This window comes from Pedobacter yulinensis, from assembly GCF_003029735.1.
GTDB lineage: Bacteria > Bacteroidota > Bacteroidia > Sphingobacteriales > Sphingobacteriaceae > Pedobacter > Pedobacter yulinensis.
The window spans coordinates 657,428-670,487 of record NZ_KZ686268.1 but is presented as its reverse complement, the minus strand read 5'-3'; the positions used below and the strand labels follow the sequence as shown (position 1 = coordinate 670,487).

10 protein-coding genes and 1 tRNA gene are annotated in these 13,060 nt (G+C 50.6%); 3 read left to right on the top strand and 8 right to left on the bottom strand.

Annotated elements, in window-relative coordinates; genetic code table 11:
* Positions 1-34: 34 nt before the first annotated feature.
* From C7T94_RS02920 to C7T94_RS02890, 7 genes are all read right to left on the bottom strand, one after another.
* Positions 35-889 (bottom strand): helix-turn-helix domain-containing protein, encoded by an 855-nt coding sequence (locus C7T94_RS02920; RefSeq protein ID WP_162618520.1) that lies wholly within the window; start codon positions 887-889, stop codon positions 35-37.
* A 17-nt stretch (positions 890-906) separates the two neighbouring features.
* A complete protein-coding gene (locus C7T94_RS02915) occupies positions 907-1,251 on the bottom strand; it encodes a hypothetical protein (protein ID WP_107213474.1) in 345 nt (114 codons plus the stop codon).
* 132 nt (positions 1,252-1,383) lie between these two features.
* Positions 1,384-2,016, bottom strand: a complete 633-nt coding sequence (locus C7T94_RS02910; RefSeq protein ID WP_107213472.1) for a response regulator transcription factor — start codon at positions 2,014-2,016, stop codon at positions 1,384-1,386.
* Between the two features lie 36 nt (positions 2,017-2,052).
* Positions 2,053-4,980, bottom strand: coding sequence for a sensor histidine kinase (locus C7T94_RS02905; RefSeq protein ID WP_162618519.1), 2,928 nt, complete (start codon positions 4,978-4,980; stop codon positions 2,053-2,055).
* 80 nt (positions 4,981-5,060) lie between these two features.
* Positions 5,061-6,287 (bottom strand): sugar MFS transporter, encoded by a 1,227-nt coding sequence (locus tag C7T94_RS02900; RefSeq protein ID WP_239494911.1) that lies wholly within the window; start codon positions 6,285-6,287, stop codon positions 5,061-5,063.
* 4 nt (positions 6,288-6,291) lie between these two features.
* On the bottom strand, positions 6,292-7,194 hold the full coding sequence (locus tag C7T94_RS02895; RefSeq protein ID WP_107213469.1) for an ROK family protein: 903 nt from the start codon (positions 7,192-7,194) through the stop codon (positions 6,292-6,294).
* A 687-nt stretch (positions 7,195-7,881) separates the two neighbouring features.
* Positions 7,882-7,955, bottom strand: a tRNA-Pro gene (locus C7T94_RS02890).
* A 161-nt stretch (positions 7,956-8,116) separates the two neighbouring features.
* Here C7T94_RS02890 and C7T94_RS02885 point away from each other — a divergent pair.
* The 3 genes from C7T94_RS02885 to C7T94_RS02875 all read left to right on the top strand — a co-directional run bounded on the left by C7T94_RS02885 (position 8,117) and on the right by C7T94_RS02875 (position 10,987).
* Positions 8,117-8,755 (top strand): TetR family transcriptional regulator C-terminal domain-containing protein, encoded by a 639-nt coding sequence (locus C7T94_RS02885; RefSeq protein WP_107213467.1) that lies wholly within the window; start codon positions 8,117-8,119, stop codon positions 8,753-8,755.
* A gap of 225 nt (positions 8,756-8,980) precedes the next feature.
* Positions 8,981-10,090 carry an ABC1 kinase family protein gene (locus C7T94_RS02880; protein ID WP_239494910.1) on the top strand — a complete coding sequence of 370 codons (1,110 nt, stop codon included), beginning with the start codon at positions 8,981-8,983 and terminating at the stop codon, positions 10,088-10,090.
* A 27-nt stretch (positions 10,091-10,117) separates the two neighbouring features.
* Positions 10,118-10,987 (top strand): aldose 1-epimerase family protein, encoded by an 870-nt coding sequence (locus C7T94_RS02875; RefSeq protein WP_107213463.1) that lies wholly within the window; start codon positions 10,118-10,120, stop codon positions 10,985-10,987.
* A gap of 54 nt (positions 10,988-11,041) precedes the next feature.
* Here C7T94_RS02875 and C7T94_RS02870 read toward each other — a convergent pair whose 3' ends face one another.
* Entirely contained in the window at positions 11,042-13,051 is a 2,010-nt protein-coding gene (locus C7T94_RS02870; RefSeq protein WP_107213461.1) for an OmpA family protein, read from the bottom strand.
* Between the last annotated feature and the right edge of the window lie 9 nt (positions 13,052-13,060).

Sequence of the window (13,060 nt, the reverse complement as noted above, 5' to 3'; positions counted from 1 at the left end):
GATATGTCAGCGAAATATGCAGAAATCCCCATTTTTAAATCAGCACTCCAGTTTTTGCGGCCCTGTATTTGAGCGGTGTGACCATGAAATTGTTTCTGAACAGCCTGATGAACGAACTGGGGCACTCAAAGCCGACCATGGAGACAATTTCATTCAGCGCATAACGGGTATTTCTCAGAAGGTACCGGGCACGCTTTAGCCGCAGCTGGATCAGGTACTGGTGTGGTGAAAATCCGTAGGCATCTTTAAATGTGCGCATAAAATGGTTTACAGACAGGCAGGCAATATCTGCCGCATCCTGCAAACTGACGTTCCGGTTGTAATTGCTGCTAATGTATTCTCGTGCATCGTTCAGCCGTTTCATTACCTCGGCTCGTGTGGTGGCCTTGCTGAAACGGAGTTTTTCCATCCGCAGCAGCACCTCCCGCCTGAAAACGGTATAATAATTAAAAAGGCTGTGGTGCAGGTACTCGTTCAGCAGTTCTTCATTTCCCGTACCGCGTTCCAACTGTTTTTTGAGGTGTAAAATAGTAATCCGCATATCGCTCGATACAGGGTATAGCGACTCGCTGAACCCGCCTCCGCCAATGTGTTCAGGTGGAATGGAGAATCTTTTGACAAAAGCCTCGAGGAAGGCTCCGGAAAAAGAGATGGTGACCGATTCAACACCCTGGTCTGAGTTGATGCTGGTTTCGCTTTTGGAGCCAGGACTCAGCATGAGACAGCTATCAGGATAAAACTGCACCTTGCGTTTTCCGAACCGGCAGGTGGCCGTTCCGCTTAAAATAATTTTAAGGGTATAAAAAGTGTGCTCCTCTGTATAAACGGCATCATGGCTGCTATCAAGCCGGATCAAGTTGCGGTTGCGAAATGTTTTAAGAGTAATCATGAGCGCATTATTCAAATTCAGGCAAAACCAATAAATTCCTCTTCTTCGGTATAGTCACGTTTCTCAAGAAGCATACATTTACGCCCCAGCGGATCGGCGAAAACAGCAGACAGCCCGGCTTCGATGTAACTGGGCGACTGGGAAAAGGAGATTCCTTTGCTGCGCAGTTCAAAACAGGCTTCCAGACAATCGTTCGTTAAAAGAACAACATCTGCCTCGACATCTTTTCCCAGGTAACCCGGATCAGATGCGGCCCCTTGAAACACCCGGGCATGGATTCCCAGCGTTTGTTCATAAAAATTTGCCGGCTCCGGCTGGACCGGCGCCTGCGGCTGTGCAGTTTGCTTGAGGGATAATGGCATGGCTCGTTTTGATCATTTGCGTCAATGTAAAATTACCGGCTGTCCGGCTTTCCTGTTTCACCCAAAAAGGGTGAATTTGCCCCCCCAAATGTTAAAAAAGTGTTATAATTCTTATGAAATCGTTAAAAACGCTCAAATGAAGCGTTTATCACGCGCCGTGCGGATGGCGTCTGATTTTGAATTTACATCGAGTTTAATATAGATATTTTTGACATGGCTGCGCACAGTTTCTGTATCAATAAACAGCGCCTGTGCCACCTGGCTTTTGGTTTGACCGGCGGCAATGAGCTCGAGGATTTCAGTTTCCCTCCTGGTTAGTGGCGAATTTGGATTTTTTTGAAAAGACCGCATAACAATGCGTGCCACATTGGTGCTCATGGCGCCACCTCCTGACCGCACTTCGCGCACCGCTTCGATGATGCGGCTGCCGGGCGAGTTTTTGGTCAGATAACCGCTGGCCCCTTTACCAAGTGCTTCGAAAACCATGTCTTCAGAATCAAACACCGTCAGGATGATGATGCTGACATCGGGCAGCGTACGTTTTATAAAAGGCAGGGCTTGCAGCCCGTTGGTGCCTGGCATCTCGATGTCGAGCAGGATCACATCCGGCGACTCTGCTTCAAGGAACCGTTTGGCCTCATCAAATGAAGCATATGCATTCAGCACCTGGTAGCCGGGAACCTCATTCAGCATGCTTTTGTAGGCCATGCGTAAGATCTCGTCATCCTCTATGATCAGTATGCGTATCGTGTCATTGTTATCCATTCTCTTAGCGCTTGTATACCTTAGACGAGCCTGAGGCTAATTTGTGACACGGATTTTCGTAGAAATCGTGATTTTGGTCCCTTTTCCGGGTGTTGAACAGATCGACAGCTCCGAGTGGATGCGTTCGCAGCGCACCCTGATGTTGCGCAGGCCATTCCCGCGTGCCGCGCTGCGTGTATCAAAGCCCGCTCCATCATCTTCCGTTTCAAGGTTAAGCGTGTTCTGCGCGGTTTTGACAACGCGGATTCGCACATGCCTGGCAGCTGCATGCTTGAGGATGTTATTTAAGATCTCCTTAAATATCAGGCTTAGGTTCCGGTTTACTTCCATAGACAGCCGGACTTTCCTGTATTGTTCGTTGCAGCCCTCCATTTGGAAAACAATTCCTGTATGCGCGAACAGTTCCTGGCCCACATCTGCCACGTGGTTGAGTATTTCCAGCAGGTTATCGCTTTTCGGGTCCAGTGCCCACAGAATGTCTTTTGTTCCCGAGTAAAGAAGTCCCGCATTTTGCCTGATCAACCTGACCAGTTCTTTGCGTTCGCTGTCTTCCGGTTCGAGTTTCTGATCGAGAATTTCTGAAAGCACGGTGATCCGGGTAAGTTTATTGCCGATGTCGTCATGAAAGTCTTCGGCGGTCTGCGTGCGGATCCGTTGCTTTTCTGCCCGAGTAATGCTTTCCAGCTGCCGGCGTTTACGTTCCTTTCTCTTAAAATACAGACGCAGCCCGGCGTAAATGAGCAGCACGGCTGCCAGCGCAACGCTGGTGGCGAACCACCAGGTCTCGTAGAATGCAGGCACGACGTAGAATGCGAATTCATGGATCCCGGAGGCCTTGCCGCCTGCCAGCGCACGGACCCTGAAAACATAATGTCCCGGCTTGAGGTTGGAATACTCAACCTCTTCATTGGTAACCGGCTGGTTAAACCCGTCATCAGAGCCGACCAGCATGTACTGGTAACGCACACTGGCAGGGTTGGTCAGGAAAACACCTTCAAACCGGATAGACAAATGGTTATGGTCACTCCTGAATTCTGGTTTTTCGCCTGGCTCGGGGATATAAATGAGCGAATCCCGTTCCGCGGATCCGCTAGAATGCAGGGCTATACGTGTAATGTGGACGCCAGGCCGGCTGCCGGGGTTTTCGGCCTGATCGGTGCGGCAGGCAACAACGCCAGCGGTCGTTCCAATCAGCATGTAACCCCCGTAATTTAAAATAGCACCCTGGTCACACTCAATAACCAGGGGGTTTGCCTGGTCGCACAGCACATTGAACCTGCCGGAGCGGGGGTCGAACTTCAATTTTTCGATCCCTCGTCCGGTGCCAAGCCATAACCGTTTCTGCGGGTCAAACTCCAGGCTGTAAATATCGTTTGAGCTCAACCCTTCAGTGGTGGCATACCTCTCTACCTTGCCTGTCGTCAGGTCGTAACTGAGCAGGCCATCGCCCAGCGTAGCGAGCAACAACTGGCTGCCATATCGCCGCATGGCCAGAACGTTCATTTTATTGAGCGGCAGCCGTTGCCGCACCTTGCGGTCGCTAAGCAGGTAAACGCCACTGGTTGTCGCCAGAGCGATCCTATTCCTGTCCAGCTCAAGCAAACTTGAAACAAAGCCGTTGTATCCTTTTACGCTCTCCTGCAGGCCATCTTTGTGGTACAAGAGCTCTCTGCCCCGGCCAAGCCAGATGCCGCCGTCGGTGGCGTGCAGAATGCTGTTGAATTCGCTTTTTGTCAGTTCTTCCCTGCCGGGTTTCATCACCTGTGTAAGCCGGAAGCCGTCGTGCATCCACAGGCCCCGCCCATGTACAGACATCCAGATACGGCCTTTTTTGTCTGCTGATACAAAGTATACACTGCTTTGGGCAAAGGCCGATGGGTTTACCGGAATAATCTCACGGCCATTGTAGCGAAACACACCTTTGTTGAACGTTCCAACCCAGAGCACTCCTTTGCTGTCGGTGGCCATGGCGCTGATGGGAAACTCAGCGTCCCTGCCCCTGACCTTGTTCATCCTGATATACCCGTCTCCCTCGAACTTATAGATCCCCTGGCTGAACGACGAAAGCCAGATGTTGTTTTCGGCATCGCGGAAGATGTCGTAGACCAGGTTATCTGTAAATCCATTTGATCCGTTGAAACGCACCAGGCTGTCGGCTGCCGTGACTCTGTAAGCACCTGTCTGGGTTCCTGCCCAAAGCCGCCCGTGGTGGTCCTGCCCAATGCTGAGAAAATCACTGTCGGTCGCTGCCAGCGGTGCATACGGCCGGACGCCGGCGGCCGAACCATGAAAAATCATTTTGCGGCTCAATAAGAAGAAATGGTGTTTTCTGCGCTCGTCGAAAAGTATGCGCCTGAAGATCAGACCCTGTTCTGCTGCTTTAAACCGGTAAAAGGGCCTCCACTCCGTACCGCTAAGCCTGAGAATCCCCTGCCCTTTGCAGACGGCATACAGCCGGCCCGCCTGGTCGGTATTCATGGCTGTGACGCTGGCGTTGTAGACCGGTTTTACGAAAACGGGCTTATCGTTGATGAGCCTGAAAATTCTTCCCCCCGCAACCCCCCAGACCTCCCCGGTTCCGGTTTTTTTAAGCGCCGTTACGTCTTCATTAAGGTCAAGGTTGCTGATACGGCCTTTATCCAGGATGCTCAGGCCCGCATCGCTTCCCACGATGATGCGGTGCGTTGTGTCTTCGACAATGCAATTGACCATGTTTGACAACAGGCCGGAAGCTTTGCTATACGAGGTAAAAGTGCGTCCGTTGAAACAACTCAATCCTCCAAACGTACCAAGCCACAGCAGGCGGCGGCTGTCCTGGTAGAAAACGCCGACCTGCGATTGCGGCAAGCCATCTTTCAGGTTGTAATTGGTAAAACTGTAGGTCTGCGCAGGAACCTGCTTCCCGATAGCAAGCAGTAGATAGAAAGAAATCAGAAAGACTTTAGCCGGCAGACGCGTTAGCATGACGGGACAAAGTAAATACATTTCCGGCCGCAGACATCACCCGTTTGGGGGGATATTTGGCGACGGCCGGAAATGCGGTGTTATTGCTTAAACCGGTTAAAATTTGCAGCAAACACGAAAATAACCAAGTAACAGATAATCGGCAGGTAATAAGCGCTCGCAATGTTTTTATCGGCCACCATCCCCATGAGCATCGGGAAAAACGCTGCACCAACAACACCCATAGAAAGGAATGACGCAGCCTGTTTGGTTTTCTGACCGAGGTTCTTCATGCCCAGGCTGAAAATGGTAGGGAACATGATACTGAAAAAGAAGTTGATCAGGAGTAAGGCCGCAAAAGAAACCCAACCCATGCCCTGGGCAACAACGATGCACATGAGCACATTACACAAAGCAAAGATGGCGAGCAATTTATTTGGTGCAATGTACCGCATCAGGAAGGTGCCGACAAAGCGGCCTAATAACATCATGCCCATAAAAACGACCATGAACTGACCGGCTGTAAGACTGCTGAATCCCATGATCTCATGGCCATAGTTGATAAAAAAGGCCCAGGTACCGCCTTGTGCAGCCGCATTGAACAGCTGCGCGAGGACAGCCCATACAAAATGCTTGTGTGCGAACAGGGGTTTATCGGGATGCAGGTCCTTATTTTCTGCATCTGCGCCTGCGTGGGGATCGGCATGAAAATCGATAGTCGCCGGAACCTTTACAAAAGAGAAGCTGAGCGCAATGGCGGCGATGGCGATTCCTATGCCCATGTAAAGGCCTTTGACGGCGCCGAGATCTACCGAGCCTTCGCGCTCAGGGCCAAACAGAATGAACGCGCCAAGCGCCGGGCCAATCATGGTCCCAACCGCATTGAAAGCCTGTGCGAAGTTGATGCGCTGGTCGCTGGTGCGCTGATCGCCCAACGACGCGACAAACGGGTGCGCAACTGTTTCCAGGGTAGAGAGGCCACAGCCCAGGATAAACAACGCAACCCTGAAGAATGTGAATGAACCTGCATTTGCGGCCGGGATAAACAAAAATGCGCCGATCGAGAATAGCGATAATCCCAGCAGCACGCCGTTCTTGAACCCAAATCGCTTCATAAACAGGCCGGCCGGGATACCCATAATAAAGTAGGCACCAAAGATCGAAAACTGAACCAGGCCGGACTGGGCCTTGCTCAGGTGCAGGGCCTCCTGAAAATGTTTGTTCAACACATCGCCCATGGTAATCGCGATGCCCCAGAGCATGAACAATGAGGTTACATAGATCATGGTGAGTTTGAATTTTTGCTCGGTAAAAGGAATTTTTTCCATTTGGTTAGTTTGGTTTATAGGTTTTGGATTCTTTTGGATCTGTGGCAAAAGCCGCCGTGGCGCCAACAAGCGCTGCATCTTCCCAAAGTTTGGTCAGCCTGAGTTCCGTTTCCGGAAACTTCAGCTTCAGGTTGTTGCGCAGGCCTGGTAAAAACCGGTCTGCTGCACGGGCAATGTTGCCGCCAATAACCACAATCTGAGGCTGCGTATCAGCGATGAACCCTGTCAAGAAGTTTTCGAGATGCAGGTTGAACTCGGCAAACACTTGTCGGATCTGTTGCTCATGACCACTGGTAGCAATGATGGCCTGCAGATCCCTGCATTCCATACCGGTTAGCTCGGCAAACCGGGCAATAAACCACCGGGTAGAAATGTAAGCTTCTGCAAAACTATCCAGGTATGGCGTTATGGCCCGGTTTTCATCTTTGATCAGTCCCTCGATTGCACTGGCAGAACCCAGACCGGTACCCAGTGTAATGCCGATTGCCCGGTCAAAGCCTGTTCCTGCCCCCGCATACACCTCTCCCTGCAGGAAGGCCTGTGCATCGTTAATGAAGATAAGGTTTTCAGGCGGCAATTTAAGACGCTGCGCCACTTCGGTCCTGACGTTGAGCCCATAAAGGGCCTCGTATTTATTTAGTCCGCGAATTCTGCTGATACCGCTGTCATATTCAAACGGTCCGGGCATGGCGATCCCGATCTTTGGTGAGGTGAGCCCGCCGTTTTGAATGACTTCGGTCAGCGCTCCGGCCCATGCGTCAAAGATGACCGTTGCAGCTGTGTGGGGGTCAATCTTGATCCGGGCTCTGCCCGAAGGCAATATATTGCCATTGCGAACAAGCGCTGCGGTTAAATGTGAGCCACCGATATCTACGCCAATAACCGGCTGCTGATGCTGATCTTTCATACTGAAGGTTAGTCATGCTGAAACGAAGGCTTTGGTTAGCACCTTCGAAGCAGGAGGCACGAGACGTGCCAGCATTTTAAATCGTTTTAGCAAAAATAATGATAAAAATCACTTATGCAAATGCCCTACCTATGATTCTACGTAATGATGGAGCACCGTTGGGACCGTATTCTCACGTTCTGTCAAATCGGTTGAATGAGAACAGCCCCCATGGTCAATTGGCCAATTTCACCCGGAATCTCGCCTGGGCACCCTCCTGCTTCGCGTGATCCTTAAGAGAGCGCGGTTAAACACGAGACAAGCCTTCCGGCCACTTCGTGGCCTGGCTTTATTTATTTTCCCTCCTCGCTCAAGCCTGCGGCCATTTCAGTTCAGTGTGTTGGATTACCCTCCTCCGTCGGGTGATCCTTAAAGGGGAGCGGTTAAACATGAGGAGCCTTCCGGCCACTTCGTGGCCTGGCTTTATTTATTTCCCTCCTCGCTCAAGCCTGCGGCCATTTCAGTTCAGTGTGTTGGATTACCCTCCTCCGTCGGGTGATCCTTAAGGGGGGAGCGGTTAAACATGGGAGGCCTTCCGGCCACTTCGTGGCCTGGCTTTATTTATTTCCCTCCTCGCTCAAGCCTGCGGCTTGGCTCGGGGTGAAATAAATAAAGCCCTTGCTCTCGCAAAGGCTTGTCCAATGTTTGTAGGGATGACAGGATTCGAACCTGCGACCTCCAGCACCCCATGCTGACGCGATACCGGGCTACGCTACATCCCTGATTGGGATACAAATATATTAATAAGGAGGCCATTCTGCCAAAAATATTTTGTGCCCCTGCCCCCTCAAATCGCCGCTTTTTTTGACATTCTGCCCAGACGGGCCAACAAAAACAATAGGCTTTATGTTGTATTTTTGCTAACATTCATAATTCCAGCAAGATGGCCACTGCAACACAAATCCAGAAAGGTTATATCGATTACGTCCTCAGTAATGGCGAAGCTCCGAAGTCTGTTTATGTCTTTGCCAAGCGGCTCAAGATCGCGGAAGAGGAATTTTACCTCCATTTCGGCTCGTTCAGTTCGATAGAAAAAGCATTCTGGGCAGATGCCGTTTCGACCGTTGTCCAGGCCATTCGCCAACAGGAGGTCTGGCCCTCGTTCAGTGCCCGGGAAAAAGTATTGTCGTTCTTTTATGGCTTTACCGAATTCCTGCTTAAAAACCGCAGCTTTGCCGTATACACAATGAAAGCGTACCGGCAAGGCCTTTCGGCACCTGCCGTGCTGGAAGATGCAAAACCAGCCTTTGAAGCCTTTGCTGAATCGGTGATTGTCGAAGGCCTGGAAACCGGGGAACTTGCCGACCGCCGGTTCTTCACCAAAAGATACAAAGACGCCCTCTGGGTACAATTCTGTTTTATTACCCGCTTCTGGATCAATGACACGTCGGCCGCATTCAGCAAAACGGATGAGGCCATAGAAAAAGGCATCACGGTTACCTTTGATCTCTTCCAACACAGCCCGCTTGACAATCTGCTTGACTACGGGAAATTTCTGAGCCGGAATGGCCGTTTCGTTTAATCCATCAAAGAACAAAAAAGTATTCCTACAAGTAAAACCCAACGCTCGGCCAAATTTGTAAAAACAGGCCTCCAGGTCGGCGGCAATTACATTAAATATTATTCAAAAAAGCTTTTTAACCCTGAGCATCCGCGCGAAGCGCTGAACGAAGATAACGCAGCAGACATTTATGCCTCACTGAGCGAACTGAAGGGCAGTGCCCTTAAAGTTGCGCAGATGTTAAGCATGGATAAGAACATGCTGCCGCGGGCGTATGTCAATAAGTTCACGCAAAGTCAGTACAATGCGCCGCCGCTTTCCGGACCGCTGGTTGTACGCACATTTACGCGGCATTTCGGTAAAAGCCCCGAGCAGATTTATGACCGGTTCGATATCCGCTCCACCCATGCAGCTTCCATCGGGCAGGTTCACCGGGCCGAATTGAATGGCCGGCAGCTGGCTGTAAAGATCCAGTATCCCGGGGTTGGCGACAGCATTTCGTCAGACCTTCGCCTGGTCAAGCCCTTCGCCTTCCGCCTGCTCGGCATGAGCGAAAAGGAGCTCAATGTATACATGCAGGAGGTTGAAGAACGACTTTTGGAAGAGACTGATTATGAACTGGAAGTAAGACGCTCTCAGGAATTTTCGCAGGCTTGCAGCCATCTCGACCATGTCGTCTTCCCGAAATATTATCCTGAACTGTCAGGGCCGCGCGTCATTACCATGGGCTGGCTGGAAGGCCTTCACCTGAAAGAGTTTTTACAGACGAACCCCTCACAGGAGGTGCGCGACCGTTTAGGCCAGGCACTCTGGGATTTCTACAACTTTCAACAGCACGAACTGCGGGCTGTTCACGCTGATCCGCACCCGGGAAATTTCCTGATCACACCAGAGGGCAACCTGGGCGTCATCGATTTTGGCTGTATCAAAGAACTGCCTGATGAGTTTTACCGCCCGTTCTTTTCCTTGATTCTTAGCGATGTGCTTCAAGACCGGGAAAAAACGCTCCGGGCGTTCCGGGAGCTGGAAATGATCCTGCCGCAGGACAGCCCTGCAGAGATCGAATTCTATTACCAGGCTTACCGGGAAATGATTGGGCTCTTTGCCCGGCCTTATGCCACATCTGAATTTGATTTCAGTAACGCTTCGTTCTTTGAAGAACTTTATGGTTACGGAGAACGCATCTCAAAAATGCCTGAATTTAAACAGGCTCGTGGCGTAAAACATTTCATTTATGTGAACAGAACAAATTTCGGCCTATACACCATCCTGCACGACCTGAAGGCGAAGGTAAGGACCGACCGCTACCGGCCTGCCGCTGCGCTAAACAATGGTTCAACATCTCCTGTTCAGTAATTGTGCAGCAAACTGTACTTTTAGCACATGATCAAAATTGAAAACGACCAGCTCACCGCCCATTTTTCTGAAAAGGGGGCTGAGCTTCAGCGCCTGGGCAGTAAACCTACAGGTCATGAATACCTGTGGAACGGGAACCCGGCGTTCTGGGGCAAATACAGCCCCATACTCTTCCCGATCGTTGGCGGATTGGAAAATGACACCTATACCTATCAAAACAAGGAATACCACCTGAGCAGGCACGGTTTTGCCCGGGACCTCGTCTTTGCGCCCAAGTTAATCGGCGATACCGAGGTGGCATTCAGCCTTTCCGAAAATGGCGAAACCCTTGCCCGTTATCCTTTCAGGTTTAACCTGACCATTCGTTACCGGCTTGACGGGCCGGCCCTGCATTGTACGTATGAGGTAGAAAACCCCAACCAGCATGCAGAGCTCCTATTTTCGGCGGGCGGGCACCCTGCCTTCTCGGTGCCTACAAGCAAGGACCTGGCCTATTCAGATTACTTCCTTGAATTTAACGGGGATGAGGTACTTTCCTACCATAAAATTGCCGACAACCTGATCAGTGACGAAGTTGTCACTCTGAAACTGGAAGACCGCAAACTGCCGTTGTCCCATTCACTTTTTTACGACGATGCGTTGGTTTTCAAGACGCTGGAAAGCAACGAGATCACATTGAAAAATCACAAAAACGAACTGGGGCTGCGGTTCAGGTTCGACAGTTTTCCGTATTTCGGCATCTGGTCTGCACCCGATGCAGATTTTGTCTGCCTCGAGCCCTGGTGCGGCATTGCCGACAGCGTATCACATACCGGTCGGCTGGAAGATAAAGAAGGGATTGTTCGCTTGGCGGCTCTTCAGGCCTGGACCAGGACCTGGTCTGTAACCTGCTTTTAAAATAAAATGCAGACGCTGGCTCGCGTCTGCATGGGGTGTATTGTTGTTGGAGGGCTATTTCTTGGTTACTTTGAATTCAGTACGCCTGTTTTTCTGGCGCCCATCCGGGTTGTCTTTTCCGTTGGGCAGGTTGTTCGGAGCTATCGGTTTTGTTTTCCCATAGCCACGCGAAGTAACCCGGCTTGGGTTTACCTGTTTGGTAAGCAGGTAGTTTACGCAGGCCCGGGCACGGCGGTCAGACAAGTCGAAGTTGTAGGCATCTCCGCCAATATTATCTGTATGTGCACTCAGTTCGATCTCAATATCAGGATTATCCAGCATGATTTTCGCAAGCGAATCAAGCACCACTTTAGATCCTTGTGTCAGTTCTGCACTATTGAACTCATAATAAATGTTATTTAGAACAATTGGCTTGTCGACCTTGAAGGCCGTTAAGCAGAGGTCTCCGCGTACCAGCGTGTCAACTTTAGCGAGGTCTGCAGCATTGTAGCTTACATTTTTGCTGAAGTAATTGTCTTTTTTCATGACCAGGCGAATCGGTTTCCGTGAGTCGATCGCAAACGTATATGTTCCGTCATCACCCGTCTCAACGGTCTGGGCAGCGTCGCCGTCATTCATGCTGACCTGCGCGTTCGAAATTGGCTGGTTGGTTATGCAATCGATCAATTGGCCGGTAACTTTGATAAATTCACGTTTTACAGCAAATAATTCCAGGCAGCATTCAGATTCCCGGTCAGAGCTGATGTAGCCTTCCGTTCCGCGGCTGTTGGTTGCTGTGAAATACACATCATCTTTCGATGAATTGAAGGGATAACCCATGTTCCGGGCTGCAGCCCAGCCCGTAAAGTCTCCTTCGGTTTCATAGAAATCATATCCGCCAAGACCTTTGGGATTATTGCTGCTAAACAGCAGTTTCCTGGTCGTCTGGTTATAATAGGGGTTTTTCTCGCTGTCAGCAGTATTTATCTGGGCGCCCATGTTTATCGCCTGACCGAGCGTGCCATCGGCTCTCAGCGGGCAATACCAGAGGTCATAATTTCCGAAACCCCCTGGGCGGTCTGAAGAAAAGATGAGAAATTTACCATCGGGCGTTACGAAGGGCTGAATTGCATTCCAGTCTTTGCTGTTAACCTGTAGTCCGGCGGCTTTTGGCTCTGACCAGCCGGAGCTTGTCTTTTCTGCAGAATAAATAGCCTGTTTGGTGTTTCCTGACCGTTCGTTCCAGGCCGTAAAATACATGCGGTCTCCGGTAGGCGTAAATGATGCCGCTGCAAGTTGTTCTGTTTTAGCCAAACCTGCTACGTTTACTTTTGTAACCTGCGCCGAACCGGCATCAATGCTGCCAGACACCTCATAGAGTGCATTCAGATAGGGGGTTTGTTTTTTAAGCACCCGGGATTGGCCTGCTCCCGGCAGTACGGGTACTTTTTCGTTAGCAACGGCACGGGGGCGCGAAGAACTGAAGTACAATTTACCGTTCATGATAACCGGCGCATAGTTCGATCCGGCCGTATTAAGGGCTCCGGAAAGCTTTTTTAGCTGCACGAGTTTTGGAAAGCGCATTTCATTCAAAGCGCGCCGAATGGATTCGATTCGTCCCTTTGCCTTTCCCGTGTACTCATTCTGCCCGGTGCTGGCAATGTATTTTTCGAAGGCCTCAATGGCCTCTTCATATTTTTGGTTGGCCATCAGGCTTTCGCCATACCAATAGGCTGCCATGCTATACTGCTTGTCGGCAAAGCCGTTGGCCAGGGCATAGTACTTTTCGGCTTCAGTGTAATTCTTGTACAGCCGGTTGGCTTCCGCAAGTTTGAAGATCATGGACTGGTACTCTGCCCCTGCAGCACGCTCCGCGATCGCTTTGCTTTCGCCAGAATAGGGAATAACGAGTCCGGAACTGTCTGCTTTGATATTCAGCGCCCTTTTGTAAAGTTCGGCGGCGGCATAATATTCTTTGCCGGCAAAGTATGCGTCTGCAGCCTTTTTATAGTTGACGACATATTGCGCGCTGGCAGTGAGGCCAAGCAGCGAAAATAAAGAGGTGATAAAGGTGAGTTTTTTCATGACGCGTAG